Consider the following 26,555-nt stretch of genomic DNA (forward strand, 5'->3'; position numbering starts at 1 on the left):
ACTACCCGCCACAAGTGTACCATAGTCCCTATTATTTCAGGGGGAAAACGCCTACTTTTCCAAGGAAATTCCCTGCTGTTTTAAAAACTGAAGTTTCTTTTGACGGGTCTGGTGTTTGAACGCCCATTCGGCATGCAGCGCATCGTGTTTACTCGTGAATTCCTGGCTAAATAACACCTTTAGCGGTCGGTGCACCTTGGTGTATTTCGCGCCCTTACCGGCAAGATGGGTGGCAAACCGTTTGGCAACGTCGGTGGTAAAGCCGCCGTACAGTGACTGGTCCGCACACAGGAGGACGTAGAAATAATACTTTTTAGTCGGTGCCATACAGTAACGCCTTCACTTCTGGGGTGTAGTCGCCCCGTTGATCATAGACCATTAAAGGGGCCAGGAAACGCAGGCCACCGGGCTTGCCGTCCTTGATGGCCTCCACCAGCACCATGTTGGCCTCCTTGCCGGGCTTGGGATGAACCAGCCGGATGCGCTTGGGCGCCAGACGATGGGTCGCCATAAGCTCCAGCAATTGGAGTAAGCGGTCGGGCCGGTGGACGAAGTAGGCCTTCCCGTTCATCTTGAGCAACCCACTCGTGGTGGCCACCACGGTCGCCAGGTCCGTGGTAATCTCATGCCGCGCGATGGCGAGGTACTGGTTGGGATTCTTCTGACTGGCCGGAAGATCCGCGAAATACGGCGGATTGCAGGTCACCACATCCACCGAGTCCTTGGGAATCCACTGGTTGACCTGGGCCAGGTCGCCCTCGTACACGGTCATCCGGTTGCCTAATTGATTGAGAGCCACGCTACGCCGGGCCATGTCGGCCAATCGTGGCTGAATCTCCACCTCGGCGATTTTGCCACGGGTCTTGGCACTCATGAAGAGTCCCACCGCGCCGTTTCCCGCACACAGGTCCACGGTCTGACTGGCCGACCGGGCCGGGAGCTTGGCGAAGTCCGCCAGCAACACGGCGTCTAGGGAAAAAGCGAAGACCTCGGGACTTTGAATAATTTGAATATCTTGACTGTAAAGCTGGTCAATTCGTTCGCCCGGCTTTAATTCTGGGGTCGTCACGCGCCCCACCTTCTTTCATTTTTCGTTAAGATTACTTGCAACCCCGGTCGTTTTTTTGCATACTAGATGCATTAGATTCACTGCGAGAGGAGCACAACCTATGTTTTATTCGTTTCTGCGGAACGTTATCCGCGTCATCCTATTTATCGTAAACGGTAAGGCCAAATACCTCAACCGTGAAAAATTACCCGATGGGCCCTACGTCCTCGTTGGTCCCCACCGAACCTGGTTTGACCCCGTCTACTTTGCGTTAGCGGCCAGTCCCCGAAAGTTTAGTTTTATGGCCAAAGAAGAGCTGTTCCAAAACTCCATTTTCCGATGGCTGCTCTACCATGTCAATGGTTTTTCGGTAAATCGGGAACATCCTGGGCCTTCCGCCATCAAAACACCGGTCCGGATTCTACGCAAAGGCGAGCTCTCACTCATCATGTTTCCTTCCGGTTCCCGGCATTCGCAGGAACTCAAGGGGGGCGCGGCCGTCATTGCCAAGATGGCCAAGGTGCCACTGGTGCCCGCCGTCTATCAGGGACCGTTGACGTTTAAGCGCCTGTTCTCCAGGAAGCGCGTCACGGTGGCCTTCGGTGACCCCATCACCATCGACCGCAAATTAAAGTTGGACGAAGCCGGGCAGGCCGACATCGAACAGCAGATGCAAGCGGCCTTCAACGCCCTGGACAAGCAGATTAACCCCAACTTCGAATACGTCGATGTGACGGGTGAAAAAGAAAAGGAAAAAGAAAAACAAGACTAAAATTAAAGACCGTTTCAACTCACAACCGGTGTGGGCTGAAACGGTCTTTTAGTTTACTGTTGCCCCCTAATCAGTGGGTGGGCACGCAATTGTTCAAAAGTTTTATCGCTAGTCGTGCAACAAATTTGGGCAAAAATACATTTAGTAATAAGTAGCGGGCCTAAATGGCCTGACTACTCCGCCACGTGGGCCGCATTTTGCAGCTGAATCATGTCGTAGTAGTACCCCCGCTTTTGCATCAAGTCGTCGTTGGTGCCGCGTTCCACAATCTTGCCGTGGTTTAGCACCAGAATCAGATCGGCATTTTGAATGGTGGATAACCGGTGGGTAATCGCAATCGTGGTGCGGTTTTCCTGAATCCGCGACAGACCGTTCTGAATCATCGTTTCCGTTTCGGTATCCACGTTAGCCGTGGCCTCATCCAGAATCAGAATCTTCGGATCGGTCACCACCGTTCGAGCGAAGGTGATGAGCTGGCGTTGGCCGGCCGAGTACTCCGTCCCCCGTTCCAACACGGGCGTGGCGTAGCCCTCGGGCAACTGGTCAATGAAGTCGTCGGCCTGGACGAAGTGCGCCGCGCGCTCAACCTGAGCATCGGAAATACTGTTGTCAAACATCCGAATGTTGGTCTGAATGTCGCCGTAGAAGAGTTGGGGTTCCTGAAGAACCAGTCCCATCTTCGACCGCAACTCCGCGGCCGGATACTCGCGAATGTCGCGGTCATCGATGAGCACCTCACCGGATTGGAATTCGTAGAAGCGCATGAGGACGTTAATCGTCGAGGTCTTCCCGGACCCTGTTTGTCCGACTAAGGCCACGGTTTGGCCGGGTTCGGCCACGAAGGACACGTCCTTTAAGACCGGATGTTCCTGGTCGTAGGCGAAGGTCACGTGGCGGAATTCAACCTTTCCGCGCGTAATCTTGGCGTCAGCGACCGGGTGTTGGGCCGGGGCCAGCGTTTGGTCATCGACCACACGCAGGACCCGGGACCCGGCAACCATCCCGTTCTGGAAGTCACTCAGGCTATCCATCATGTTACTCATGGGACTGTAGAAGTTGTTGAGGTAGGTAATAAAAGCATAAATCACCCCGGCCGCCACGACTTCGTGGAGCCCCCGCATCCCAAAGATGCTCAGGACAATGACCGTCCCTAGTGCGTAGAACAGATTAATGATGGGACTCAGCAGTAACGAGTTGGTCCGAATCATGGCCTTACGCGTATCGTAGTAGGCCTGGTTGGTCGTTTCGAAGTTAGCGGCAGTACGGCGCTCTTGCCGGAATTCCTGAATCACACTGATCCCGGTGATTGCCTCGGCCAGCTTCGTGTTCAACTCACTGAGGCGTTCACGCATCCGGCGGTAGACCTTGGAACTGTAGCGTTGATAGTACCAGATGGTGACGCCTAGAAATGGCACCAAGACTAGCGTCCACAGCGCGACCGTCACGTCGGTAAAGATCATGGCCAGAAACGATGACACGACCGCGAAGATGGCCAGAATTAGGGTGTTCAGTAGCGCCCAGAAGTTGGAAAAGGTCATAGTGTCGTTCATCAGCCGCGACAGGATGGACCCGCCCGGCGTCTGATCGAAGTAGCGCATCCCCTTGCCATGGAGTTGGCTAAAGAGTTTGCGGCGGACATTTTCCAGCATGTACTCGGCGCCCATCGTACTGGTATAGTTCTGCCAGAACTGCATCAGCGCACGCATCACCATGCCAAAGAAATAGAGCCCGGCAAACAGCCACATGATGACCACCGTGGCGTTGCCCGCCCGCAGATAACGGTCCATGTACATCTGCAACAGCCAAGGTAGGAACACGTTGACCCCGCTAATCAATGCCGACAAGATAATTGATCCAATAAAGAACCATTTATACGGCGCCGCAAATTTTAGCAGGCGCTTGATGACCGTCCACTGTTCTCTGGTCGTCATACTATGGGCCCAAGCCGATTCATGTTTATCCGCCATCACGAACGCCTCCCTTCACTTGCGTCTCGAGTTGTTGCTGATTGAACATGCGTTGATACCAGCCGTGAGCCGCCATCAACTCAGCGTGGGTCCCGCGTTCGACAACCTTTCCTTGGTCGAGCACCAGAATTTCATCGGCGCCCATGACCGAGCTCAGTCGATGCGCGGAAATGATGGTGGTCTTATTTGCCCGTTCGGCCTTGAGGTTCTCTAGAATCTCGGCCTCGGTCTCGGCATCCACCGCGGATAACGCGTCGTCCAAGATGAGCAGCTCCGGATTAATCAGGAGGGCCCGGGCAATCGCCATCCGTTGGCGTTGCCCCCCGGATAGTGAAATGCCTTCTTCACCCACCTGAGTGTCGTAGCCGTCCGGCAATTGCGCAATCTGGCCGGCCAGGTCGCTCTTGGCGGCCGCCGCCTCAACCTCTGCCTGCGTGGCGTCGGGTTTAGCGAAACGAATGTTTTCAAAAATATTGGAGGAGAAAAGGAAACTCTCCTGCGGGACGTAGCCAATCGCCGGTAGGTAGCTGTCCAGCGCGTAGTCCTTGATAGGGTGGCCGCCGAAGCGAATCTCGCCATCGTAGGCGTCGAATTCCCGAAGAATCAGCTTCATGATCGTCGATTTACCGGCACCGACCCGGCCGACAATGCCCAGCGTCTTCCCTGCCTGCAGATCGAAGTCAATCTGTTGCAGGCTGGCCCCAGCATCATCGGGATAGTCGAACCGTTTAACGTGATAGCTCAGGGTCCCGGTTGGCCGCGTCTTTAACCCATTGACCCGATCAATAATGTGGGTCTTCTGGTTCAGAAGCTCCATGACCCGGTCGTAACTGGCATTACCCCGTTCCATGGTGTTAAAGAGCATCCCCACGGCAAACATCGGCCAGACCATCATGGCCAAATAGCTAATGAAGGAAACCAGATTGCCAATCGTGATGACGTTGTGGGTGACGAAAAGCCCACCCAAGACGATGGTCGCCACGTAAGAAAATGAAATCACCAGCGTGATGGCCGGATCAAAGAGCGAGTCTAGCCGGTTGACGCGTCGGTTAATCTTAATGGTCTGATCAACCTGCTGATCGAAGTCCGCCACGTCATCGGCCTCTTGACCCAACGCCTTGATGACCTTGATGCCGCTAATGCTTTCCTGGGCCTTGTTGTTGAGCCGCGAGAAGGCCGCCTGAGACGCCCCGAAGGCCCGGTGAATCCGTTGACCCAAGAACCACGAAATGACGGCGAGAAATGGAAACGGAATGATGGCGATCAGCGTCAAGCGCCAGTCAATCAGCGTCATCATCGCAATCAGCGTCGTGCCCCCCGTGATGATGGCATCGGCGAACTGGAGAATCCCCCCGCCGGCCACCCGTTGCACGGCTTCCAAGTCGTTGGTGGCGTGGGCCATGAGATCCCCGGTTCGGTAATGCTGATAGAATTCCCGGTCCATCACCATGAAGTGATTGAACAGGCGATTTCGCAGGAGCTGTTCCAGGTGGGCCGCCCCACCCCAGATGGCATTTCGCCAAAGGTACCGGGTGGCGTATTGCCCCAGCGCGGCCAGGGTGACGAAGGCCAGGTCGATGACCAGCAGGCGCCCCGTCATGGTTTGCCCGTGAATGCCGTCGACCATGTTTCCGATGATCCGCGGCGGAATAATTGCGATGATGGCCGTCAAGAGTAGCCCAATGACGCCGACCAGGTAGGTTCGCCATTCCAACCGAAAGTACCAGGCTAATTTACGAAAAATACTCACGAACATCCCTCCTTAAATTAAAATATGATTAAAAAAGTAACAGACCTTCCAATTCTACAGAAAATCCCGTAAAATGCAAACAAAAAAACTCGCCCCCAGGAAAACCGGAAGCGAGTCGTCAGTAAAACCAGACCTATTTTTTGTTGTGCGCGTTTTGTTGCATCGCATTCATCATTTGATGTAACTTCCGTTGTGATGGCTTTTGCCCCATCTGCAACATCATGGCACGCAATTGGTCTTCGTTAATTGGCGGATTGTCTTTCAGGTAGTTTTCCATGTACTTACGGGCACCGAAGAAGCCCCCGGCAGCACAGCCCAGGCCGACAACGATGACGATAATGATCCAAATCCAAGTTGACAAGGTATTCCCCTCCTTTTTTGCAGTCATTCATTTTACAATTTTACACAAACTTAACGCAAAATAAAAGAGCGAATCCGGTAAAAAGACCCGCTCCCTGAATTAATTGTCGCGTAAACCCTTTTTGCGCTGAATATTACGGACCTTTTCCGGTGTGACTTCCTTGCCGTTTTTGTCGTAAACCTGCATCATTTCGACCTGGCTCTTGAAGCTGGCCCGGAATAACTTGAGGTACTTCTGCCTTAGCGTGGCCCGTTCAGCCGTTTCTTCAGCAGTTAAGCCCTCACTCGTCTTGGCCTTGTGTGCCAATTCGTTGATCCGTACCAATAAGGTGTCCATCGTTTCTTCCGCCATGAACAGCCCTCCTTTAATTAATTTTTTAACGCTCGATCGGTAAGCGACCGGGCCTGTCGTCACCCCATCGCCATTGTGCGCGAGGTTCTCCATTGAATCGCGCGGAGAATTTATCCGGTTGTTTCAAGACATGCCCTATCATATCAGGGTTAATTTCAGATTTCAACTCGTTTAACCGAACATCTGTTTGAAAACGTGGCGAACGTATGCTACACTGTGATTAAACTATACTACGAATGACGAACGAGGTGGCAAAAATGAGTAAAGCTTCTGAAAGTAAACAGTTAGCCGTCCTGCGCTTCATTTGGGAACGGGTAAATGAAAAAGGGTATCCGCCGACCGTCCGTGAAATTGGCGAAGCCGTCTCCCTGTCCTCGACCTCTACGGTACACGGCCACATCGCCCGCCTGGAAAAAAAGGGCCTGTTGACCAAGGACCCCACCAAGCCACGGGCACTGGAAGTCACGCCGGCTGGTCTGGAGGAATTGGGTGTTCACGAACAACAGACGCGAATCCCCGTTCTCGGGACCGTTACCGCCGGGGAACCCATCCTAGCCGTGCAGGAAGCCACGGATTACTTCCCAGTTCCACCCGAGTTTGAACGGGACGACGATCAACTCTTCATGTTGACTATCCGCGGGGAAAGTATGATTAACATTGGGATTCTCAACGGTGACCAGGTCATTGTCCGCCGGCAACAGAACGCCGACAATGGCGATATCGTGATCGCCATGACCGAGGATAACGAAGCCACGTGCAAACGCTTCTTCAAGGAGGCCGACCACTTCCGCCTCCAACCGGAAAACGACACGATGGCGCCCATCATTCTCAACAATGTCAGCATCTTAGGTAAGGTCGTCGGTCTCTTCCGCGACGACGTTCACTAAAATGGTCAATTAAGGCGCTAGGCTAACGGGTCCTAGCGCCTTTCGTTTCGCCACAAACCTAAAAGTGCGATCGTCACCAGCCGCTTGGCTAGCCCGATCGCACTTCTTTTAGTTCTAGATGACATCACCATGGTAGTGGCTCTCTGGCAGCGTCGAAAAGTCGTAGGCGGCCAAGGCCTCGGCTTCGCGCACGTAAGCGTGAAGGCCCTCGGCAATCATGAGATTCAGGGTCGTGTCCTTTTCATGTAAGATGACCACCGGCTTCTTGCTGTGGAAGGCATAGCCAATCTCAAAGGCGGTGCCGGAATCCACCTGGTCATCGACAAAGTCAACCATCCCCACCACAACATCGGCCTGATCGATCTGGTTGACGTCCATTTGGAAGGTTTGCGTGGCCCACTCGGGGGTCCCCATGGTTAACCCCGGGATTTCATTCTTCCGTGGGCTAAAGAAGCTGTTCACGCGGGGGGTTAGCGGCTAAGGCCTGTTCCACCCGTTCAATCCGCGAAATCTGTTCATCATCGAAGAAGGGTCCTGCTAAATAAACATTGGTCACACTAATCTCCTCATTTCTCTCAAATATGGTTCTTATTATACCGGAAACATTAACTTTTAGCGACAACATTTTAATTAATATTCGGTTATAAAACGTTAAGGCCGCCTAATTTAATAAATCTGTTAATATTATTCGAATTTGAGCGACGGTTCGCGGTAGCCCTTTCACGAGCGAATTGTTTCATGCTATACTGAGAGCACTTCACATTGGGGGCAAGTAAAATGATGATTCTTGGATTTGCAATCATGGGTGGGTTAATTACGATAATTGCGGGTTTCTCACTGCTGACGGTCATTCAAAACGGGGGCTCAAAGGTCGGCGTCAGCCTACTGCTGGCGGTGGCACTGCTGGGAACGGTTTTTGCCATCTGGAAATTGCCGTACTGGTCGCATCAGTCGACAGCACCAGCCACGCACACGGCCAAAAAACAGTCCCAGATTAGTTCGCCGTCCGGACAGGCCTTCTCCGCGAGTTCTAGCGGTGTCACGCAGGCGGACAACGAGAAAAGCGTGCAGCAACAGTTGGCTAAGGCCCTGACCAAGCTGGGGGACGTCACCTTTGACGCCGCCAGCAAGACCTATACGCTAACCGTCACCAACAGCGACCTCAAGCAGACGATTGCGGCTCTCACCAAGAAGCCAAGTCTCGCCAAGCAAGCCAAATGGCCCCGCTTCGTGGAGAACTTCACTAAAACCAGCGGCTCTTTGGAAAAATCGCTGGGCAAGGGCTATCGCCTGGAGGTGCGCGTCGGTCAGCAGTCGCCGGTGCTGGTCTTCAAGGACGGCTATGTCATTAAAAACCAATTCGAATAACGGCTATGGTGCTAACAAAACGCGCCTCGGAAAAGTTTTCCGGGCGCGTTTTTTCTGATCAAATTTTACTTTTAACGGTGCCGATACTGGCGCTGCTGATTCTGACGGCCGGCCAAGTAGTACGGCGCGTCATCGTCACCCACGGCGAGCCGAACATCACGCCCATCGTTACTGAGTTGCCGGCGATAAATCGCCTCGTATTCGGCCACGCTTACCCGTTGGCGTTGCGCCAACAGTTGTGTTAAGGCCGCGTCATCGAAGCCTTGGCGGAAGTCCGGTTGAAGCAGACCACTGAAGAATTCGCCCTCGGCCCCGGACCCGTAACTGAAGAAACCAATCCGATTGCCCGCCGTCAGCTGGCCGTGCCGCAACAGCGACAGGAAGCTCAGGTACAGCGAACCCGTATAGAGGTTCCCCACGTGGCGGTTGTCCTCCTGACTGGCCTCGAAGGCCGCCTTGAGTGTGGCTTGCTGGTCGGCAGCGGCCTCCGGCAGGATTTGGCGCAAGCCCTTACGGCCCATCTTGGTGAACGGCAGGTGGAAGGCAAACGCATCAAAGTCGGCAATCGTTCGCTGCGTTTGTTGCTGGTAGTCGGTCCACACGGTTTTAAAGAAGTCGAGGTAGACATTCGTGGAATATTTGCCGTCGACCAAGGCTTCCGTCCGGTAAACAGGACGCCAGAAATCCATGACATCCGCGGTGTGGTAGCTGCTGACGGGCTCCAACGCCAAAATCTGGGGGTTCGCGGCCACCAGCATCGCCACAGCACCGCCACCCTGCGTGACCTCACCGGCCGTCCGCAGGCCATAGCGGGCGATATCGGCCCCAATGACCAAGACCTTGGCCGCGGGATGGACCCGCACGTAATCGGCGGCCAATTGCAGACCAGCCGTGGCCCCGTAGCAGGCCTGTTTAAGTTCAACGGCGCGGGTGTGACTGGATAGGTCCAGCAGATGAGCCAGATACACGGCCGTGGCCTTCGAGTTATCGATACCGGACTCCGTGCCAAACAGAACCATGGCTACGTCATCTTTGACCTCGGGCGTGAGAATCTGACTGGCGGCGTTGGCGGCCATGGTCACGACATCCTGCGTTGGGGGAATCACCGCCTGCTGCGACTGGCCAATCCCGATTAAATACTTATTAGGGTCCTCGCCCCGGGCGGTTGCCAACTCGGCCATGTCCAAGTAGAGTCCTGGCGTGTAGAAACCGATTTTATCAATACCAACACTGATGCTCATCTATTGAGACCTCCTAAAAGATTGCGTGACCGTGACGGTGTTTGACCCCCATCACCATTAGTGGATCAACGCGTAATGTACTGTAACGATTGTACTGCACAATTTGGCGTCCAGTGGCCGTCACCACCAATCCCTAACGAACTCTTAACAATCAGTAGCATCAAAAAACTATCGAAAGTCTCGTGATTCGAGTCAAGCGGTGGCCAAAATCACGTTTCATTCGATAGTTGTATGTTACAATTTACGGATATGAAACCCCGTCCTAATTGCCGATAGATAGCTTTTTGCATCTACCAATTGCCCTATAATTTATGATCTTTCAGCTGTTGGAGCACCTCACGCAACTTCCGCTTGGTATCCGCACTAACCTTCGGATATTCCGGGTGCAAGGCTTGCAAGCGATCGATTAGAATATTCGAAACGGTCAGTCGGGCAACGCCCTTGTCATCGGCCGGAATCAGGTACCACGGACTCTTCGGCGTCGCGGTCTTCTCCAGCATGCGGGTGTAAGCCTCTTGATAGTCATCCCAGAATGCCCGCTCCTGCATGTCGCTGGGCGCGAACTTCCAGTTCTTGCTAGGCACCTCGATCCGGCGTTCGAAGCGATGGGTCTGCTCGTCCTTGGACAGGTGTAAGAAGAATTTGATGACCTCGAAACCTTGGTGTCGCAGGTATTTTTCGTAATTTCGCAAGTCGTGATACCGGTGATTCCAGAATTTATCGTCCACGTCTTCCACCGCGTCCACCCCCGGCAAATTCTGGGTGGTTAACATCTCCGGATGGACGTGGCTAATCAGCACGTCCTCGTACTGCGAGCGGTTAAAGATCCGAATCTCCCCGCGAGACGGCAACGCCTGATTGATCCGCCAAAGAAAGTCATGGTCCAACTGCAAGTGCGTGGGCTGTTTAAAACTGACCACGCTGGTTCCGGACGGGTTCAGGCCACTAAAGACGTGTCGAATCAGACCGTCCTTGCCGGCGGTGTCCATCCCCTGCAGAATCACAATGATCCCGTGCTTCTTTTGCGAATACAACCGGGCCTGTAAATCACTCAACGTCGCCACGTTGGCCGCCAACGCACTGTTGATGACGGCCTGATTGGGCCCCTTCTCCACGCGCGTTGCTAATTGGGCCAAGTCCAGGGCATGTTCTCCCGAATAACGATAACTGCTCTCAGTATTCATTACGCACCATCTCCTAATTAACCTTTACCTTAGCATGGTTATTGTTTGGATTCCAGCGAACATATGACCTTTTTTGAATTTAGCGGCAAAATCTTCGCGTTCCCTTGATAAGCTTGATATACTAAACTTGTAAACACTTACTTGATCAATGGAGGCCTCGGTAAAATGAAGAAGATTACGGCATATTTTGTGCGTCACGGTCAAACCATGTTGAACCACTATAATAAGGTGCAGGGCTGGATTGATTCCCCCCTCACCGCGAAGGGTCGGGCTGATGCTAAGCGCGCCGGGCAACAACTCAGTCGGATTCCCTTTGTCGCGGCCTACAGTAGTGATTCTGGCCGGGCCATTGAGACGGCACACATCGCGCTGAAGGAAAATCCGGATAACATGAACATTGTGACCTACCAGTACCCGGAATTCCGGGAACAGTGCCATGGTTATTTCGAAGGCAATGACCTGAATCAGATGTGGCAATTCGTGGGGGCACAGGTGGGGCTGACCTCCGAATCCAAGGTGCTCGGCACTTACGGATTGGAGAAGGCCCGTGACTTGATTCACCAGGCCGACCTGTACGGTGAAGCCGAAAACAACGCCATGTTTTGGGAACGTCTCGACCGCGGCTTCGACAAGCTCCGGGCCAATTCTAAGGATGGTGACCAGGTGCTCGTCGTCTCCCACGGCATGACGATCCGGTCCATCATCGACCGCTACGCCCCGGAACTCGATGAGGGCGTGGCCACCATCAACGGTAGCATCACCAAGCTAGAAATCACGGATGACGACATCCACGTCGATTTCTTTAACAAAATTGATTTTCAATCCTAATCTGCAAGGGAGGATGTTCTCATGAAAAGTATCCACCGCTCAGCCACCGACCGCATGTTCGCCGGGGTCATCGGCGGCATCGCCGAGCACTTCGACTGGAATTCTAATATTGCGCGCGTCATCTTTGTCCTACTTGCCATCACCCCGATGTTCCCTGGGTTGATTGCCTACCTAATCCTCTGGATGATCATGGGCGACCCCGAATAAAGCGTTAAAGTCCGAGCCCGTCTCGGACTTTTTTCATGCTTAAAAACAAAATAATGAAAACGCTAACAAAATATTCATAATTCGATTGACGTTGCGGAAAGGTTAGTCTACAATTTGAATTAACAACTCGTTATACCCGCTATAACTTGGACGCTTTAAAAACTCAAGGAGGTTCTCTACCATGGCGAATTCAGAAAAAACTTTAGTATTAGTTAAACCGGATGGTGTTGCGGAAGGACATATCGGTGAAATTATTTCACGGCTTGAAAGTAAGCGCTACCAAATCACAGCCCTCAAGGTGGTCAACGCGACAACCGACCAATTGAAACGCCATTACAGGGAGCAGGTCGATAAGCCCTACTTCAACGAAATCCAGACCTACATGCAGGAAGGCCCACTGGTCGCTATCATCGTGACCGGGACCGATGTGGTCAAGGCCGTCCACAACCTGGCCGGTAAGACGCGGCCCAACGATGCCCAGCCTGGGACCATCCGGGGCGATTACGCCCACGAATATCCCGATGGTATTTTACGGAACATCGTCCACACGGCCGATAGCCGGGAGAACGCCCACCATGAGATTGCCATCTGGTTCCCCGAATTAGCCGTGGCCGCTCATCAAAAGGTCGCCGCGAAGGAAAAAGTTGGCGCTAAATAAATTGACATCTTAATAAATCGGCCTGACAACTACCCGCTGTCAGGCTTTTTTGATGAATTAATTAATCGGCGCACGTTTACGAAGTCCCCGTTTAGCGGCGATCCACACGCCCCTCGGGCCCAGTAAGGCCTAAACTAGAGCTAGTTGAATCACCCCATTAATGGCCAACTCGATTGACCTATGAATTAGTTCTGTTATATAGTATTCATAAGAAATAAACATTTTTGTCATGGCTTTGTCTTCTTAGCGGACTACACTAGTGATAATCAGAAAGGGAGTTTGCCACATGAGCGATTTATTTATCAGCTATCAATCAGCCGATCCTTTAGCCCACTCGTTCCAGGTGCAGCTCCTCGAATGGGCCGATCAGCACTGGGAATTTCCCACCATTAGTTTCCACGAGCAACGGTTGCCCGAAAAGTTCTTAGGCGCCCGGGCGGCCGGAATTAAGCGCCGACTCCGGCGGGAAATCAAACGTTCACAACGCATCTTGGTGATTATCAGTCGTGAGACCTGGCAATCGGAATGGACCGACTGGGAGATTGCGACGGCTCGGCAAGAAGATAAGCAAGTCTTAGCCGCTAAGCTGGATAGTACCAATATTTCACCCCTGGAACTCCACGCGGCGGACCCGGCCTGGATTGACCCGTTCGATCCGGCGGTCCTCGCCCAACCAAATTTTTGAAAATCCCCTTGCATTTATGGTCATTATTGGTAAAATATACTAAGTAGTGACTTGGAGAGTTGGCAGAGTGGTAATGCACCGGACTCGAAATCCGGCGAACCGGCTAATACCGGCGCGCAGGTTCAAATCCTGTACTCTCCTTATTAGAGCAGTAGAGAACGGTAAGTAAAAATAAGAACTCCGGCAAATCAACGTTTGTCAGGGTTCTTATTTTTTAGAACGGGCTAGAAAAGGTAAGAAAAACAAACCATTTTGCGCATATTTTGCGCGTAGAATCGATTGATACGTATAGGGTTAGGCGTCGTCTGAATTGAGCATTTTGCGCAGTGGGCTGAGTACAGGATTTCAAAACGTTGATATATCAACATTTGTACCACTATCGCGCAAAGTCTGCGCAAAAAATGTACTGCTCAATTAAGACCAGGTACAGAGTCTTTTATTTTCTATTCTGACTAAGTGTAATCGCACTTAATGTAAATCCATCAATAATCATTCCCTTTTTGACTTCCGCTAAAACATCCGCTATATCCATTAACCTGTACGCAACTATCTTTTCCGATGACTGCAACTTAACTTCTTTTAACTCAGAAATATCAATGCTTATTACATGTATTGAACTTGTAATCAATCCAGAGTCCGGTTCTACCTCCCCTAAATCAGTTGCTTTTATTACATTGACTGAAGCCACTCCTAATTCTTCGTTAAGTTCTCTTTTGGCTGCTGCTAAATAGTCAATCACACCACCATCCATTTCTTTTGGTTCAACAAACCCTCGTGGAAACTCCCAATTGAAACGACCGTCAGATCTTTTAATTTTAATCATCAAATACTGATTACCTACAGTTGGGACAGTCACTACACCGGCAGTATTCTGTTTTAGAGATAGAATTCCATGATTAATATTGACATCATAGTAGCTGAAATTCTTTTTTCCATTGCTATAATAATCAAAATCAAGTATCCAAGTTTTCCAAGAATTTGCTTTCTTAACTCTTTTGTTTAGTAATCGGTGCATATATCGAAAATAAAATATAAATATCAGTACAAAGACCAACATCAAAATAATTAACAATCCAATCTGGTTATTTTTCGATTTAACCAACTCATAAATACTGTGCTCAATCATAATCAATGGAACCATGGAGAAAATCCAGACCCCATAAAACATACTATCTTCGGTATATGTCACGGTATGCGTAACCCATTTTCCAACTTTAACTAGTGGGGGCTCTGTTTCCTTGGTTGGTCCATCCGCTGAATTCTGATTATTTACTAACATCTCTTGAATTCTGTTCTTTAAATCATCTACACTTGCATAGTGCTCTTGATGAGCCATCGCATAATTAATTACATAAATTGCATCCAAGTATTGCGTATGCCAACCGCGCAAACTGGCAATTGCAATACATACCGTTGCTCCGATAATGCATAGGGCCAAATCTAATAGCATCATCATTATAGGTCCACCAAAGTTTACTTGAATAGTATGATTTGCAGTAATTACAAAACTAAGTAAAACCGCATAAAATGTAACTACCTGGTCCCTCTTATGTTCCTGCTCCCGCAAATGTTCATTTGCTTGATCGTATATTTGCTTTAAATAGTCTAAAAATATTTGCTTGTTTTCATCCATTAGGCAACAACCTTTCATTTGAGTAATTATACAATAGTCCCCTAAATAAAAAAATCCCCGTACCAGTCATTGCAACCAGTACGGGGATTTACTTTACTTCAGTTTCTTGGTTAGGTCTTTTCGAATTGAGATATACAGACCAGATTTTAATTTAAAACTCCAGTAGCCATTACCACGCTTGACCACTTTAGCCACTGTGTAAACACCAGGCTTAGCAGTACCTACTTTAGTCTTTAAGTCAGCATCTTTATACGTGCTGACCACCTTAAGCGTCTTGATTTGCTTAATATCACGATCTACATAGTAGTAATTATTGACCCACGTTTTCTTACCAGTCACCCAGCCTGCGTCACTTTTAAAGGCCGTCGAACCAGTTGACCGTACGTACATCTTGCTAACGCTGATGATATCACCTTTATGGTAGGTAAACGCCATTTCAAAAATAAGAACGGCTTTTCACGAAAAAAAGAAGCTGAACAATGGGCCAACAGACTGGAACAGTCTAAGTTTGACAAATCTATTGGAAAGGCAGATCCAACTATACTTTTTGAGGACTATTATCAAGAATGGTTGAACACCTACAAGATTGGAAAGTTAGCACGTATTACTGAACAAGAGTATCGCTACACTCACAAACAAATTGAGACCCTGCTCCCCCACGTCAAGTTAAGTGAAATGACCCGTTTGCGCTATCAACAATTCATTAACGACTTTGTTCATGGAGACGAAACACAGCGTGCCAGCCGTCATTTAAATGGGGACGAACCCTACCACAGCAAAGCTTCAGTTGAAAAATTGCATGGACATATTCACGCCGCGGTTATTGATGCGGTTGCTGATGGCCTCATTAAGTCCGATTTTTGTTTTCATGTAGAACTTGGCGGCCACGCTGGTAAGTCTACTCAGCTCAAATATCTTGAACTAGATGATATGAAAAAGTTGGCGACTGAAGTCAATACGAACATCAAACTCAGCTCAACGAGTAAGTCTATGATTTACACCGGCTTATTGACGGGCATGCGTGTTGCGGAAGTTTCGGCTCTTACTTGGTCCGATGTTGACTGGAATAAGAAAACAATTCGAGTTAATAAATCGTGGGATTACGTCTACGGTCAGAAGTTCAAACGAACTAAGACTGTATCTAGCATCCGCACGATTTCAGTAACTGACAAACTTCTAAATCACTTGAAACAGCTTCATAGTCTCCAAATGGCAGCTCAATTGGATAATCCCGATCACCTTGTCTTCATGAACCAACGTGGTCGTATTCCAAGTCCTGGTGCTTGCGATTCACTTCTAAAAAAGTATCACAAAGAATTAGGCATTAAGCGAATCAGTTTTCATGGTCTACGGCATACCCACGCTAATTATCTACTTTACTCAGGTGTGAAAATGGAGTACATCTCAAAACGTTTAGGCCATAAAAATACCGCGATTACGAGAAACATCTATGCCCATCTTCTAGAGGCTGACCAAAGTATCGAAGACGATAGAACGCTCACAGCCTTGACTAAAATCAATTAAATACTGGTGCATTTTTGGTGCACTTTTTCAAAAAAGCCGCGTTAAAGGCCGCTATATCAACGTTTATAGAGAACACTTCAAATCCTGTACTCTCCTTAATCTAATTAATCGATAAAACCAGCACTTTCAAAGGCCATTTGAAGTGCTGGTTTTTTGTCCCCAATATTCCGTACACCAGCGCTAGCCCACCTAGTACAACCGATCGTGATAACCCTCTGGGACATATACCGCAACATTCTCCGCAATCGCGCGGTCAATGACGGCCGCTAGACGTAAGGCCCCCTCAATTGAAAAATTATATTTTTCATTTTGCGTCACCCGTAAGTACACATACAATGGAAACTCTTGCTCAAAATGACGGCTATATTTTTCCATACTCGCCTCAATCATAGCCATGGCACCCGGCTCTGCAGAAAACATGGTCCGCCTCCTTTAATTCAGTTGACCCAACCGACCAGCCCTTACCTTGAACGATACCATGGCTCGACAAATTAAGCGACATTTATTAACTGAATACGCGACCGTTAATTTTCCGTCATCACCAGCGACTTGCATTCGACCGGCCCTCTTCCTTATACTAAAGTTAGTCGTTAACCAGCAGAAAGGAAGTCGTGTATGGTCAAGCTTATCGCCATCGTTCTTGCCGTCATTGCCCTCGGCATCGCTCTCTACAGTTATTTCATCGCTAAAAAGAACCAATAATCCACTAATTTATCGCCTTTTTAAACGACTTCACCACGAAGTCGTTTTATTTTTAGGCATTTTACTTGCCAAACAATCTCTTTTAAGTTATAGTATAACCATTAACTAATCTAGTTCATTAGTTAACTGGAAGTAATGGCACTTAACCCATCTTCAAAAATGAGTCATCTTGTCTGCTGCCCACGTCAAGCATAAAGGAGGTAACCCCCATGTACCAACGCTTACTCGTTCCACTCGATGGTTCCAGCAACGCTAACGAGGCGCTCAAGTCCGCCATTGACCTGGCCAAGGATTGGCAGGCCAAGCTGGTCTTACTGAATGTGATTGACATCACCCAGTTCTCTCCGCAAGGACTCGGTGGTGGCTATGCAGCCGTGATTCAGGGGCTGCGGCAATCCAGTCAAGAGATTCTCCAGCAAGCGAAGGAAACCGTCGAAGACGCCGGCTTGGAAGCTTCCCTGATTGTTCGTGAGGGCGCACCCAAGCAAGTGATTGTCGATGTCGCCAACGCCGCCGATGCCGCGATTGATTTAGTCGTGATGGGCAAGACGGGGACCAACGCCTTCTCCCGGATGATCGTGGGATCCACCACGAACTATGTGGTCCAGCACGCCGCGCCCAATGTCGTGGTCGTAAACGACGTCGCCGTCACCGAATAATCCGTCCAACCTTAAGTTGTCACTGAAGCTTTCAGAGAGGTCCTCCCCTCTCTGTTTTTTTGCGTTCAGCACTGATTTTGCCTTTTCAGAAAATAGATCAAAATTCGAGCGTTTTTTCATGAAAAGTTCCTGTTCCCCTTTTACCCGTCCCGGTGCCGGGCTATAATGAAATCATGGATTTTTTAGGAGGATTTTTATTTTGAAACAAACACAATCGCGGTGGTTCTTAATTGGTATGATGCTCATTGCGGCCAATCTCCGCCTGCCCATCACCATCATTCCACCCCTGTTACCGAGCATTGAAAAGACACTTAATCTGCCGAGCTCAATGGCGGGACTCATCACCTCAATTCCGTTGGTGACCTTCGCCATCTTCTCGCCGATTATCGTCAAACTCGCCCAGCGCTGGGGCAATGCCCGTACCGTCTTTGCTCTCTTCTTGCTGCTCATCGCCGGGACCTATCTCCGAATCATCCCCACACTAGCGGCGCTACTCTTCGGGACCTTTCTCGTCGGGATCGGGATCGACAGCGGAAACGTCCTGGTGCCGGCCCTTATCAAGGAGCACATGCCCTATAAGATTCGCCTGGGCACCAGCCTCTACACGCTCTCCATGTTACTGATTGGGGCCATCGGGACGGCCGTCTCCGGGATTCTCATCTCGCGGACCAGCCTCGCCGCCACGCAAGCCTACCTCGGCCTCATCAGCATCATCGCCATTTTTGCGTGGTTGCCCAACGTCCGCTCGCAGCGTCAGACGCCACTGACCGCCGAACAACGGTCCCACATCCCCCATTACCAAAGCGTCTGGCACCAACCCCTGGGCTGGCTAATTACGCTCTTCTTTGGTCTCCAATCGCTGGTCTATTACGCCATCATCACCTGGTTGCCGTCGATTCTGGCCGTCCACGGCGTTTCCACCATCACGTCCAGTAACCTACTGACCTTACTTCAAATCAGTGGTCTACCGCTGTCCTTCATGGTGCCGTTACTCTTTAACAAGCGCCACGGGGTCAGCTGGTTGCTGGGAATCATGGCACTCGGCTACGTGGCGGCCCCGCTGACGTGGCTAATCGACACCCAATCCGTTCCTTTTCTCACGGTGGTCTGCCTGGTCACCGGGCTGGGGTCCGGGGTAGCCTTCAACCTGGCCATCATGTTCTTTACCGAAAAGACCACCAATCCGTACCAGACGGCCGCCATTTCCGGCATGGCCCAATCGGCCGGCTACCTACTAGCGGCGGTGGGCCCGATTCTCTTCGGGTATCTCCAGCAGTTCAGTCACTCCTGGGTTCCGGTCATCTGGCTACTGGCCGCCTTCGCCACGGCCCTCACCGTCACCGGCATGATCGTCCAGCACCGCGGCATGATTGCCAACTAACGCTATTTTAATTAGAGGTTGGAAGTAGAATTAACGCGCTGATTCCCGTAACAACGGTGCTCTGCTCACTAAAATTGGTGAAACCAAGGAGCCTGCGCCTGCCAGGGATTCCACCTGCTATGGCGGACGCTTTTCACTACAAAATTGTAAACGACTAGGATTAGCGTCATAAGTTGCGCGATGATAGTCGTTATAGTCAATCTCTATCTTCCAATCTTTAGTTCCGTACGCAAAAGACGCGTTCAACCAGTTTCGGTTGAGCGCGTCTTTTTTATCGATTATTAGTAAGTCATCAAGCTAAAGACATCGTAGCCCTTCAGCTTGTCGCGACCATGCAAGTCCTTCAATTCGATCAGGAAGGCCGTACCAACCACGATACCGCCGAGATCTTCGACTAATTGAATCGTGGCGCCAATGGTTCCACCGGTGGCCAGCAAGTCATCGGTAACCAAGACTTTTTGGCCCGGCTTGATGGCGTCCTTGTGCAGGTACAGCGCCGAAGTGCCGTATTCCAAGTCGTAGGATGCCTTGACCGTTGGCCGGGGCAGTTTCCCTTCCTTACGGGCCGGCGCAAAGCCGATACCCATCTGGTAGGCCACCGGGCAACCCACGATAAAGCCGCGGGCCTCGGGACCAACCACCATTTCAACACCCTTGCCCTTAGCGTAAGCGACAATTTCATCGGTTGCGGCGTGGAAGGCTTCACCGTCCGCCATTAATGGGGAGATATCCCGGAACATGATGCCCTTTTCTGGGTAATCCGGAACGGAAGCAATATATTTCGTAAAATCAGTTGCCATAATAGAGTAGCTCCTTTATTTTATATCAATGGGGCGAGACGCTTCGTTAACGCCGCAGTCGAGCAGGCCAGGAGTTCCGTCTCCGTCTGCATCTGCTGTTGTCGAAGCTGGTAACTCGGGGCAGTCGTCAGATCCTTGTGTGCCGGATGCGCCACGCCATCCATCAGCCCATGGTCGATGGTGACGAAGCCACATTCGAAGAAGACCTGAATCATGAAGATTAACTGGGTCCGCGGAATCTGTAGGAAAGTTGCAAGTTGCGTCAGCTGGTGCCCCACATCTACTTGTCGATGCGTTGCAACGAACTTAAATAGTTTAGCATATTGCGCGCGAGTTGGCATCCCTAATTGCGAAAGACTTTCTTTCTTATAGAGATAAACGGTCACTTTAGCCGGTTGTAGCTGCCGCAAGACGGTGGTTAAGTCCGCCGTGGCATCGGGACAATCGACCACAAACACGGTCGATCCGGCCGGCAACTGGGCCACCGCACTCCCGTCAAACAGGACCGGCGTGGCGGACTCTGGCAGTTGGTTAGCCAACTGGCGGAACACATTTTGATGGAAGAACACGTAGGTCCCGGCTTGGGCAAACATGGCCTGATGGAGCTGCGTCGTCCGCTGATCCTGAATCGGATTCTCGGTTAACTTTAAATCCTTGACCATCAACTGCAGGGAATGCCGCCCCTGCCAGACGTTATCCTCGATGGCCCCTAAGACCGCCGCATCATCCGGGGCCGCCGTCAACGCATCCACGTAGCGTCCGGCACCGAATTGGATGGCATTCAGTTGGTGGTCGCCCTCCTGCAAGCGGAACTTTAGGTGGGACCCGTCCTTACCGATCGCCTTGACCTGCGTCAAACTGGCCGATTCGAAGGCAAACAATGGCTGGCTATTGTCCGTCCCAAACGGGGCCAACTGGGCCAAGTCCTGATACAAGTCGGGCGTTACCGCCGCCACGTCCAGGGCCGCCGCCACCGAAACCGCGGTCGGTCCGCTCTCCGTCAAATGTTGGTTGGCCGCCTCCTGATCCAAGGCGTCCGCTAACGCCCCTAACTGCGCGCTGGGCACGGTTAGGCCCACGGCCATGTGATGGCCCCCAAAGGCCGTCATCAGGTCTCTGTGCGGGTCTAAGGCCGCAAACAGATTAAAGGCGTCCACGCTACGACCCGACCCCTTGGCCCGGCCGTCCGCATTGACATTCAGAACCAACGCCGGCTTACCCGTGGTCTCCACCACTTTACTGGCGACAATGCCGAGCACGCCTTCGTGCCAATCGTGACCGCTGATAATCAGGGCGGCGCGATCGCGGTGGTCGGCGTCCTCGGCCTGAGCCAACGCCGATTGACTAATCTGTTGGACCAGTTCCTGCCGGTGACGGTTCTGCGACTCCGTTTGCTGAGCCAAGTCCTTGGCCACGGCGAAATCCGGCGTCGTCAGTAACTCGACCGCCGGCGCCGCATCCTCCAGACGACCCAGAGCGTTCAACCGGGGGGCAATCCCGAAGCCAATCGACTGTTCGGTCAATTCGTCGGGTTTAATCCCGGCCCCGCTCATCAGGGCCTGTAAGCCCGGTCGCTCGTCCTGCTTGAGCAGTTGTAAGCCAAAGTAGACTAGCACGCGGTTTTCATCGATTAACGGAACCAAATCGGCCACCGTCCCGATGGCGGCCAGGTCCAAAACATCCTGGGGAATCTCTTCTCTTAAGGCCTGCGCCACCTTGAAGGCGACCCCGGCACCGGACAGGCCACCGAAGGGATACTCGGCTCCCTGGTAACGCGGATGAATGATCGCGTAGGCCGCAGGTAATTCCGCGGGCAACTCGTGGTGGTCGGTGACCACGACGTCGATGCCCGCCTCATTGGCGGCCGCGATGGCGTCGTTGCCGGCGACCCCGTTATCCACCGTCACGAACAGCTGGGTCCCCGCGGCAATGAGTTTCTTAAAGGCCGCGACATTGGGACCATACCCATCGGTGAACCGATTCGGGATATAATAGTTGACCTTGGCGCCCATTTCATTAAGGGTCTCGTACAGAATGGCGGTGCTGGTTACCCCGTCGGCATCGTAGTCCCCGTAGATCGTAATCTGTTGGTCGTTGCCAATCGCGTCCTCAATCCGGTCAACGCCCTTTTGCATATCGTGCAAGAGTAGCGGGTCATGGAGCTGTTCCGGGCCGGGATTGAGAAAGTCGTGGACGGCAGTCGGCGTCTGATAGCCCCGATTCCACAAGATTTGGGCAACAATCGGCGAAATCTCCGCCTGTTGCGCCAGCTGCTGCGCCTCGGTTGATGGCTGATCAACGTTTTTAATGTCCCATTGGTATTGTGCGGCAATCACCAGCAAATCATCCTTTCTAAACGGGAGAAGAGCGGTGTCACTGGCACCGCTCCTCTCTATCGGTTCTGTCCTTCAGTTACTTACTTCGCGGTGTCGGTCGATTGATTAGCCAATCGCGCCTTCAACGCCGCATTTTCACGTTCTAAGTCTTGAAGTTGTTGTTCCTGTTGCCCCGTGACCTGCTTACTCTTGGAGTTCTGCAGGCGCTTGGTCAACCGGTCATTATCCTTCTGTAGCGCAGTAATCCGGTCTTGGCTGGTCTGTTCCAGCTCCTTGTAAGCCCGGTTATGCTGAAAGACCGTAATCGTCGAGAAGAGAATCATCAACACTGCGCCAATCAGGATGGAGACCAATAGAATCAGAATCAAGGGCCAGTGAACCGTCGTAAAACCAAAGGAAACCGGGACACTTTCCACGTTTAAGATGGCAAAGATTGCCACGATAATCACTAAGAGAATAGTTAAGACGATTCGCCATTGATTTTTCATTGTTGGGTCTCCTCCTGTTTAATCTTACGAAACGGCACGTTAATTTCATCGAAATCCTTCACCACGCGCGTGTTCTTGAAGACTTCTCGAGCTTGGTGTTGTAACTCCAGCGCCATCTTCCCCGTGTAGCGGGCCGAGATGTGGTTTAGCAGCAGTAGCTTCACGTGGGTTCGCTTGGCCAATTCCGCCGCCTGAATATTGGTTGAATGGTAGTAGGAACGCGCCAACTTGCTTTCACCCTTGGCAAAGGTGCTCTCGTGAACCAAAACATCCGCGTCCTGGGTCAACCGCGCCGCATTCGGCGTCTGCCGAGTATCGCCCAGAAAGGCCACGATTCGGCCCGGCTGGCTCGGCCCCAAGAAGTCCTGGCCATTGACGGTCCGACCATCGGGTAAGGTGACCGTCTTGCCGGCCTTTAATTCTCCATAGACGGGGCCAGAGGGAATCTGGGCCTCGCGAAGCTTAGCGACCATCAATTCACCCGGATGGTCCTTTTCCACCACGCGGTAGCCAAAGCATTCGATGCGATGGTCCAGGTGCTGAGCGTAGACCCGGAACTTATCGTCCTCAAAGATCAGGCCATCCGCCGACAACTCACGGTAGTGAATCCGGTAAGATAGCTTGGTCTCTGAGACGCGCATACTGACCTCTACGAAGTCGCGAATGCCCTTGGGCCCATAGATGGTCAGGGGTTCGTTACCGCCCTGAAACGAGCGACTACTGAGCAATCCTGGCAGGCCAAAGATGTGGTCCCCGTGCAGGTGGGTAATAAAGATTTTATCAATCTTCCGCGGCTTTAACGTGGTCCGCAGAATTTGATGCTGGGTGGCTTCGCCCACGTCGAACAGCCACACTGAATTACGCTCATCGAGTAAGCGCAACGCCGTACTGGTCACATTCCGAAACTTTCCGGGTGACCCGGCGCCCGTCCCTAAAAATTGAATTTCCATATTTTTTTCGTTCCTATTCTATAATTAAAGTCCGTCCACTATTTTAGGGGATTTTGGCCGAAATCGCAACTCTCAAAACTGCCTCCCCGACTGTAAACGTGATTGTGACTAGGGTTCTGATTCAAAATTCGGTATAATTAAGGTAAGCTTGTGATTGGGGGAAATACCGCATGCGGCTCATTGACTTTAACCTCTCGACCATCGACCTGCACCCCGCCCTGCGCCTTTACTGGGAGCATGACGGCCAGCGTGTGCCAGTGGTGGACCTACAAACCCAGCACCAACAGCTTCACCTCGTCACGGGACCAGGCCGGCCCTTAACCTTAGACCAGTTGCGGACCCGCACGCAGCAGGTTGACCAGCAGATCAGCCTGTTTATCGCTCAGGAACCCCCGCAACGGCTCTACGGCTATCGCCTGGTGCCCCACCAAATTTTATTCGGTTGAAAGGAGTTTTACCATGCACAATCTCAAGGCATCCCTACTCGTGGGCCTGGCCGTGCTCACGCTAGGCTTAACCGGTTGCCAGTCAAACGGCCATCAAAGCACCGCCAGCTTCAAGGAGAGTAGCAGTCGCCAGTCCAGTAGCTACAGCGCAAAGGAACCGGACGCGGCTGTCACGGCTTCCTCGTCCGCGAAGAAAGAGGAGGCCCAGACCTACCGTCCTAAGGCGGCGCAAACCAAGAGTCGCCAGTACGTCAAATCCGGAAATCTCAGGCGTTCCGGCCAGTATACGTTTGATAAGGTCGGTACCCAGTTGACGCTGGCCAAGGTTAGTCATCCTAAGACGACTATCAAGTCCGGTCAGCTCACCTACAAGGTCACCACGGTACGGCTGATCAAGAATACCGCCAAGACCGCGGCAGCCAAACGCATGGCGGCCCAGGCGTTGAATTTAGCTCAGATTAAGAGCCCGTACTACACCCTCCAGGTTAAGTTCACCATTTATAACCAAGGTAAGCGGGATCTCGCTACCGATGGGATTCAGGCCATTCGCCTCAGTCGTCAGCACCAACTCAACGCGGCCAACCAGCTGAGTGACGCCAGCGCCGGAAAGACTATTCCGGCCAAGGGCAAGCTCGCCACCTTCGCCACGGGGTTGGCTAGTGAGAAGACCCAGCCGACGATGAAGACCGTCAAGATTAAATTCGCGGGGGCCTTCGCCGACAAGAAACAAGTGGTCAAGCCAACGTCTTGGCTCAAACTGACGTTGTGACTCGCGACCGGGCTTCACTAGCCCGGTCTGGCCGCCTTACCGTTCGCTAGAGATGCGTTGAAACGCGGTGGGCGCTGGTACCCGGCCTAACCGATTTAAATTCAAAAAACTTAGCCAAAATGAAACCGTGAGCACGTTGGATCTGAATCCAAGGCGCTCACGGTTTTTCTATCGCGTTATGCTTGATGATTAGGCCATGTACTCGAAGGTGAAGTCGTCAATCTTAACCAAATCACCGTTCTTGGCGCCGTGGTCTCGAAGGCTACTGTCAACGCCCATCCCCCGCATCTGCCGCGTGAACCGTAACAGGCTTTCATCGTGGTTGATGTCGGTCATCCGGAAGAGCTTCAACAGCTTGTCGCCGGTCAAGACCCAAGTGCCATCGGCATCCTGCGTCACTTCGAAGTCGGGTTCCGGCTTGAAGTCGTATTCGGCCTTTTCGACCACTTCTTCTTGCTTAACCGGGAACTTCGGCGTAGCGGCCAAGATGTCCGCCGTCCGTTGCAGGAGTGGCGTTAAGCCGTCGTGCGTCAAGGCGGAGACGGCATAGACCTCGGGTGCCGTTGCCAACAGTTGATCTTGTTTCAAGTCTTCCTTGAACTTCGCCAAATTGTCGGCAGAATCCGGCATATCCATCTTGTTGGCCACCACGATTTGCGGCCGCTTCAAAATATCCGGATCGTACATCTTGAGTTCTTCGTTAATCTTTTCAAAGTCATCGTACGGATCGCGGCCTTCCAGACCGCTCATGTCGATTAAGTGTAAGATGACCCGCGTCCGTTCCACGTGGCGCAGGAACTGGAAGCCCAGCCCCACCCCGTTAGCGGCGCCTTCAATCAGTCCGGGTAAGTCAGCCATCACGAAGTCGCGACCATCGGGTAACCGGACCATCCCCAGGTTAGGCACTAACGTGGTAAAGTGGTATTCGGCAATCTTCGGCTTGGCGCTTGTGACCGTGGACAACAGCGTGGACTTTCCCACGGATGGGAAACCAACCAGACCCACATCGGCCAAGACCTTTAATTCCAAACGAATCTCGAATTCCTGCCCCGGCTCCCCGTTTTCGGCGATTTCCGGCGCGGGGTTCTTTGGCGATGCAAAGTGAATGTTGCCCCGGCCACCGCGGCCACCCTTGGCTACGACGGCGGAGTCGTCACTGGCCACTAGGTCGGCAATCACCGCACCGGTCTCGTCATTATAAATCGTAGTACCTTGGGGCACGCTAATGATGGTGTCCGTGGCGCCACGACCGGTCATCGACTTAATCGCACCGTTACCGCCATTTTTGGCCTTGAACTTGCGTTGGTACCGGAAGTCCATCAGCGTCCGCAAGCCTTCATCCACGGCAAACACGATGTTTCCCCCGCGGCCACCGTCACCGCCGGCTGGACCCCCGTTGGGCACAAATTTTTCCCGGCGGAAGGCAACCATTCCGTCGCCACCCTTACCGGCCTTAACGTTAATTTTAACTTGATCTACAAACATAATTTTATTCCTCGTTTTCTAAGCCAGCCCGTGCTGCCTTCTTCGTAAGTATCCTGCTAGCCAGTATACCGGCAA

At 51.9% G+C, this 26,555-nt stretch carries 28 protein-coding genes, 1 tRNA gene and 1 pseudogene; 13 read left to right on the forward strand and 17 right to left on the reverse strand.

Annotated features, from left to right (window positions below; translation table 11 throughout):
• Nucleotides 1-51: 51 nt before the first annotated feature.
• Both V8I28_RS01860 and V8I28_RS01865 read right to left on the reverse strand, forming a co-directional pair.
• On the reverse strand, nt 52-327 hold the full coding sequence (locus tag V8I28_RS01860; RefSeq protein WP_341778419.1) for a GIY-YIG nuclease family protein: 276 nt from the start codon (nt 325-327) through the stop codon (nt 52-54).
• The gene (locus V8I28_RS01865; RefSeq protein WP_341778420.1) at nt 314-1,069 is read right to left on the reverse strand and encodes a tRNA1(Val) (adenine(37)-N6)-methyltransferase; all 756 of its coding nucleotides are present in this window, start codon (nt 1,067-1,069) and stop codon (nt 314-316) included. Before V8I28_RS01865 ends, V8I28_RS01860 begins: the two co-directional genes overlap by 14 nt.
• Before the next feature lie 100 nt (nt 1,070-1,169).
• Between V8I28_RS01865 and V8I28_RS01870 the strand changes: the two genes are divergently transcribed.
• Nucleotides 1,170-1,820 (forward strand): lysophospholipid acyltransferase family protein, encoded by a 651-nt coding sequence (locus V8I28_RS01870; RefSeq protein WP_341778421.1) that lies wholly within the window; start codon nt 1,170-1,172, stop codon nt 1,818-1,820.
• A 173-nt stretch (nt 1,821-1,993) separates the two neighbouring features.
• Here the strand turns inward: V8I28_RS01870 and V8I28_RS01875 are convergent, their stop codons facing one another.
• The 4 genes from V8I28_RS01875 to V8I28_RS01890 all read right to left on the reverse strand — a co-directional run bounded on the left by V8I28_RS01875 (nt 1,994) and on the right by V8I28_RS01890 (nt 6,249).
• Nucleotides 1,994-3,787 carry an ABC transporter ATP-binding protein gene (locus V8I28_RS01875; protein ID WP_341778422.1) on the reverse strand — a complete coding sequence of 598 codons (1,794 nt, stop codon included), beginning with the start codon at nt 3,785-3,787 and terminating at the stop codon, nt 1,994-1,996.
• Nucleotides 3,777-5,537, reverse strand: coding sequence for an ABC transporter ATP-binding protein (locus tag V8I28_RS01880; protein WP_341778423.1), 1,761 nt, complete (start codon nt 5,535-5,537; stop codon nt 3,777-3,779). The genes V8I28_RS01875 and V8I28_RS01880 overlap by 11 nt, the downstream gene beginning before the upstream one ends.
• 133 nt (nt 5,538-5,670) lie before the next feature.
• Entirely contained in the window at nt 5,671-5,898 is a 228-nt protein-coding gene (locus V8I28_RS01885) for a YneF family protein (RefSeq protein WP_233670177.1), read from the reverse strand.
• 99 nt (nt 5,899-5,997) lie between these two features.
• Nucleotides 5,998-6,249, reverse strand: coding sequence for a DUF896 domain-containing protein (locus tag V8I28_RS01890; RefSeq protein ID WP_341778424.1), 252 nt, complete (start codon nt 6,247-6,249; stop codon nt 5,998-6,000).
• A gap of 257 nt (nt 6,250-6,506) precedes the next feature.
• On the opposite strand from V8I28_RS01890, the gene lexA reads away from it, so the two are divergent.
• Complete coding sequence (gene lexA / locus V8I28_RS01895) at nt 6,507-7,136, forward strand: transcriptional repressor LexA (protein WP_168849000.1); 630 nt, start codon at nt 6,507-6,509, stop codon at nt 7,134-7,136.
• Nucleotides 7,137-7,250: 114 nt separating this feature from the next.
• On the opposite strand, the pseudogene V8I28_RS01900 reads toward lexA, so the two are convergent.
• Nucleotides 7,251-7,692: pseudogene (locus V8I28_RS01900) on the reverse strand (nucleoside 2-deoxyribosyltransferase).
• Nucleotides 7,693-7,913: 221 nt separating this feature from the next.
• On the opposite strand from V8I28_RS01900, the gene V8I28_RS01905 reads away from it, so the two are divergent.
• Nucleotides 7,914-8,504, forward strand: a complete 591-nt coding sequence (locus V8I28_RS01905; RefSeq protein ID WP_341778425.1) for a hypothetical protein — start codon at nt 7,914-7,916, stop codon at nt 8,502-8,504.
• A 71-nt stretch (nt 8,505-8,575) separates the two neighbouring features.
• Here the strand turns inward: V8I28_RS01905 and V8I28_RS01910 are convergent, their stop codons facing one another.
• Nucleotides 8,576-9,745, reverse strand: a complete 1,170-nt coding sequence (locus V8I28_RS01910) for a hydroxymethylglutaryl-CoA synthase (RefSeq protein ID WP_341778426.1) — start codon at nt 9,743-9,745, stop codon at nt 8,576-8,578.
• Between the two features lie 302 nt (nt 9,746-10,047).
• On the reverse strand, nt 10,048-10,929 hold the full coding sequence (locus tag V8I28_RS01915; RefSeq protein WP_341778427.1) for a PPK2 family polyphosphate kinase: 882 nt from the start codon (nt 10,927-10,929) through the stop codon (nt 10,048-10,050).
• A 165-nt stretch (nt 10,930-11,094) separates the two neighbouring features.
• Between V8I28_RS01915 and V8I28_RS01920 the strand changes: the two genes are divergently transcribed.
• The 5 genes from V8I28_RS01920 to V8I28_RS01940 all read left to right on the forward strand — a co-directional run bounded on the left by V8I28_RS01920 (nt 11,095) and on the right by V8I28_RS01940 (nt 13,448).
• Complete coding sequence (locus tag V8I28_RS01920) at nt 11,095-11,757, forward strand: histidine phosphatase family protein (RefSeq protein WP_341778428.1); 663 nt, start codon at nt 11,095-11,097, stop codon at nt 11,755-11,757.
• A gap of 21 nt (nt 11,758-11,778) precedes the next feature.
• The gene (locus V8I28_RS01925; protein WP_341778429.1) at nt 11,779-11,964 is read left to right on the forward strand and encodes a PspC domain-containing protein; all 186 of its coding nucleotides are present in this window, start codon (nt 11,779-11,781) and stop codon (nt 11,962-11,964) included.
• A gap of 181 nt (nt 11,965-12,145) precedes the next feature.
• Complete coding sequence (gene ndk / locus V8I28_RS01930) at nt 12,146-12,622, forward strand: nucleoside-diphosphate kinase (RefSeq protein ID WP_341778430.1); 477 nt, start codon at nt 12,146-12,148, stop codon at nt 12,620-12,622.
• Between the two features lie 286 nt (nt 12,623-12,908).
• Nucleotides 12,909-13,307, forward strand: a complete 399-nt coding sequence (locus V8I28_RS01935) for a TIR domain-containing protein (RefSeq protein ID WP_341778431.1) — start codon at nt 12,909-12,911, stop codon at nt 13,305-13,307.
• 53 nt (nt 13,308-13,360) lie between these two features.
• Nucleotides 13,361-13,448 (forward strand) — tRNA-Ser (locus V8I28_RS01940).
• Between the two features lie 295 nt (nt 13,449-13,743).
• Here V8I28_RS01940 and V8I28_RS01945 read toward each other — a convergent pair.
• On the reverse strand, nt 13,744-14,940 hold the full coding sequence (locus V8I28_RS01945; RefSeq protein WP_341778432.1) for an NUDIX hydrolase: 1,197 nt from the start codon (nt 14,938-14,940) through the stop codon (nt 13,744-13,746).
• Nucleotides 14,941-15,033: 93 nt separating this feature from the next.
• A complete protein-coding gene (locus V8I28_RS01950; RefSeq protein WP_341778433.1) occupies nt 15,034-15,330 on the reverse strand; it encodes a DUF5776 domain-containing protein in 297 nt (98 codons plus the stop codon).
• Nucleotides 15,331-15,357: 27 nt separating this feature from the next.
• Between V8I28_RS01950 and V8I28_RS01955 the strand changes: the two genes are divergently transcribed.
• Nucleotides 15,358-16,464 carry a tyrosine-type recombinase/integrase gene (locus tag V8I28_RS01955; protein ID WP_341778434.1) on the forward strand — a complete coding sequence of 369 codons (1,107 nt, stop codon included), beginning with the start codon at nt 15,358-15,360 and terminating at the stop codon, nt 16,462-16,464.
• A 189-nt stretch (nt 16,465-16,653) separates the two neighbouring features.
• Here the strand turns inward: V8I28_RS01955 and V8I28_RS01960 are convergent, their stop codons facing one another.
• On the reverse strand, nt 16,654-16,884 hold the full coding sequence (locus V8I28_RS01960; protein WP_341778435.1) for a hypothetical protein: 231 nt from the start codon (nt 16,882-16,884) through the stop codon (nt 16,654-16,656).
• A gap of 491 nt (nt 16,885-17,375) precedes the next feature.
• Here V8I28_RS01960 and V8I28_RS01965 point away from each other — a divergent pair, with 491 nt between their 5' ends.
• Together V8I28_RS01965 and V8I28_RS01970 are read left to right on the forward strand one after the other, a co-directional pair.
• Nucleotides 17,376-17,825 carry a universal stress protein gene (locus V8I28_RS01965; protein ID WP_341778436.1) on the forward strand — a complete coding sequence of 150 codons (450 nt, stop codon included), beginning with the start codon at nt 17,376-17,378 and terminating at the stop codon, nt 17,823-17,825.
• 199 nt (nt 17,826-18,024) lie between these two features.
• Nucleotides 18,025-19,206 carry a CynX/NimT family MFS transporter gene (locus tag V8I28_RS01970; RefSeq protein ID WP_341778437.1) on the forward strand — a complete coding sequence of 394 codons (1,182 nt, stop codon included), beginning with the start codon at nt 18,025-18,027 and terminating at the stop codon, nt 19,204-19,206.
• Nucleotides 19,207-19,487: 281 nt separating this feature from the next.
• On the opposite strand, the gene V8I28_RS01975 is transcribed toward V8I28_RS01970, so the two are convergent.
• From V8I28_RS01975 to rnz, 4 genes are all read right to left on the reverse strand, one after another.
• Nucleotides 19,488-20,006 (reverse strand): adenine phosphoribosyltransferase, encoded by a 519-nt coding sequence (locus V8I28_RS01975; protein ID WP_341778438.1) that lies wholly within the window; start codon nt 20,004-20,006, stop codon nt 19,488-19,490.
• A gap of 20 nt (nt 20,007-20,026) precedes the next feature.
• The gene (gene recJ, locus V8I28_RS01980; RefSeq protein ID WP_341778439.1) at nt 20,027-22,342 is read right to left on the reverse strand and encodes a single-stranded-DNA-specific exonuclease RecJ; all 2,316 of its coding nucleotides are present in this window, start codon (nt 22,340-22,342) and stop codon (nt 20,027-20,029) included.
• An 80-nt stretch (nt 22,343-22,422) separates the two neighbouring features.
• On the reverse strand, nt 22,423-22,830 hold the full coding sequence (locus V8I28_RS01985) for a LapA family protein (protein ID WP_341778440.1): 408 nt from the start codon (nt 22,828-22,830) through the stop codon (nt 22,423-22,425).
• On the reverse strand, nt 22,827-23,780 hold the full coding sequence (rnz, locus tag V8I28_RS01990; RefSeq protein ID WP_341778441.1) for a ribonuclease Z: 954 nt from the start codon (nt 23,778-23,780) through the stop codon (nt 22,827-22,829). The genes V8I28_RS01985 and rnz overlap by 4 nt, the downstream gene beginning before the upstream one ends.
• Nucleotides 23,781-23,950: 170 nt before the next feature.
• Here rnz and V8I28_RS01995 point away from each other — a divergent pair, with 170 nt between their 5' ends.
• Together V8I28_RS01995 and V8I28_RS02000 are read left to right on the forward strand one after the other, a co-directional pair.
• Entirely contained in the window at nt 23,951-24,226 is a 276-nt protein-coding gene (locus V8I28_RS01995; protein WP_341778442.1) for a hypothetical protein, read from the forward strand.
• A 13-nt stretch (nt 24,227-24,239) separates the two neighbouring features.
• Entirely contained in the window at nt 24,240-24,995 is a 756-nt protein-coding gene (locus V8I28_RS02000) for a hypothetical protein (RefSeq protein WP_341778443.1), read from the forward strand.
• A gap of 189 nt (nt 24,996-25,184) precedes the next feature.
• Here V8I28_RS02000 and obgE read toward each other — a convergent pair whose 3' ends face one another.
• Entirely contained in the window at nt 25,185-26,480 is a 1,296-nt protein-coding gene (gene obgE, locus V8I28_RS02005; RefSeq protein WP_341778444.1) for a GTPase ObgE, read from the reverse strand.
• Nucleotides 26,481-26,555 lie beyond the last annotated feature (75 nt).

Source organism: Levilactobacillus sp. HBUAS70063 (genome assembly GCF_038374745.1).
Taxonomy (GTDB): Bacteria; Bacillota; Bacilli; order Lactobacillales; family Lactobacillaceae; genus Levilactobacillus.

Bases quoted from the DNA above. Each gene is read 5' to 3' on its own strand.
- V8I28_RS01860 (WP_341778419.1), bottom strand. From the start codon at position 327: ATGGCACCGACTAAAAAGTATTATTTCTACGTCCTCCTGTGTGCGGAC.
- V8I28_RS01870 (WP_341778421.1), top strand. From the start codon at position 1,170: ATGTTTTATTCGTTTCTGCGGAACGTTATCCGCGTCATCCTATTTATC.
- V8I28_RS01875 (WP_341778422.1), bottom strand. From the start codon at position 3,787: ATGGCGGATAAACATGAATCGGCTTGGGCCCATAGTATGACGACCAGA.
- V8I28_RS01890 (WP_341778424.1), bottom strand. From the start codon at position 6,249: ATGGCGGAAGAAACGATGGACACCTTATTGGTACGGATCAACGAATTG.
- lexA (WP_168849000.1), top strand. From the start codon at position 6,507: ATGAGTAAAGCTTCTGAAAGTAAACAGTTAGCCGTCCTGCGCTTCATT.
- V8I28_RS01905 (WP_341778425.1), top strand. From the start codon at position 7,914: ATGATGATTCTTGGATTTGCAATCATGGGTGGGTTAATTACGATAATT.
- V8I28_RS01910 (WP_341778426.1), bottom strand. From the start codon at position 9,745: ATGAGCATCAGTGTTGGTATTGATAAAATCGGTTTCTACACGCCAGGA.
- V8I28_RS01915 (WP_341778427.1), bottom strand. From the start codon at position 10,929: ATGAATACTGAGAGCAGTTATCGTTATTCGGGAGAACATGCCCTGGAC.
- V8I28_RS01920 (WP_341778428.1), top strand. From the start codon at position 11,095: ATGAAGAAGATTACGGCATATTTTGTGCGTCACGGTCAAACCATGTTG.
- V8I28_RS01925 (WP_341778429.1), top strand. From the start codon at position 11,779: ATGAAAAGTATCCACCGCTCAGCCACCGACCGCATGTTCGCCGGGGTC.
- ndk (WP_341778430.1), top strand. From the start codon at position 12,146: ATGGCGAATTCAGAAAAAACTTTAGTATTAGTTAAACCGGATGGTGTT.
- V8I28_RS01935 (WP_341778431.1), top strand. From the start codon at position 12,909: ATGAGCGATTTATTTATCAGCTATCAATCAGCCGATCCTTTAGCCCAC.
- V8I28_RS01945 (WP_341778432.1), bottom strand. From the start codon at position 14,940: ATGGATGAAAACAAGCAAATATTTTTAGACTATTTAAAGCAAATATAC.
- V8I28_RS01950 (WP_341778433.1), bottom strand. From the start codon at position 15,330: ATGTACGTACGGTCAACTGGTTCGACGGCCTTTAAAAGTGACGCAGGC.
- V8I28_RS01955 (WP_341778434.1), top strand. From the start codon at position 15,358: ATGGTAGGTAAACGCCATTTCAAAAATAAGAACGGCTTTTCACGAAAA.
- V8I28_RS01960 (WP_341778435.1), bottom strand. From the start codon at position 16,884: ATGTTTTCTGCAGAGCCGGGTGCCATGGCTATGATTGAGGCGAGTATG.
- V8I28_RS01965 (WP_341778436.1), top strand. From the start codon at position 17,376: ATGTACCAACGCTTACTCGTTCCACTCGATGGTTCCAGCAACGCTAAC.
- V8I28_RS01975 (WP_341778438.1), bottom strand. From the start codon at position 20,006: ATGGCAACTGATTTTACGAAATATATTGCTTCCGTTCCGGATTACCCA.
- V8I28_RS01985 (WP_341778440.1), bottom strand. From the start codon at position 22,830: ATGAAAAATCAATGGCGAATCGTCTTAACTATTCTCTTAGTGATTATC.
- rnz (WP_341778441.1), bottom strand. From the start codon at position 23,780: ATGGAAATTCAATTTTTAGGGACGGGCGCCGGGTCACCCGGAAAGTTT.
- V8I28_RS01995 (WP_341778442.1), top strand. From the start codon at position 23,951: ATGCGGCTCATTGACTTTAACCTCTCGACCATCGACCTGCACCCCGCC.
- V8I28_RS02000 (WP_341778443.1), top strand. From the start codon at position 24,240: ATGCACAATCTCAAGGCATCCCTACTCGTGGGCCTGGCCGTGCTCACG.
- obgE (WP_341778444.1), bottom strand. From the start codon at position 26,480: ATGTTTGTAGATCAAGTTAAAATTAACGTTAAGGCCGGTAAGGGTGGC.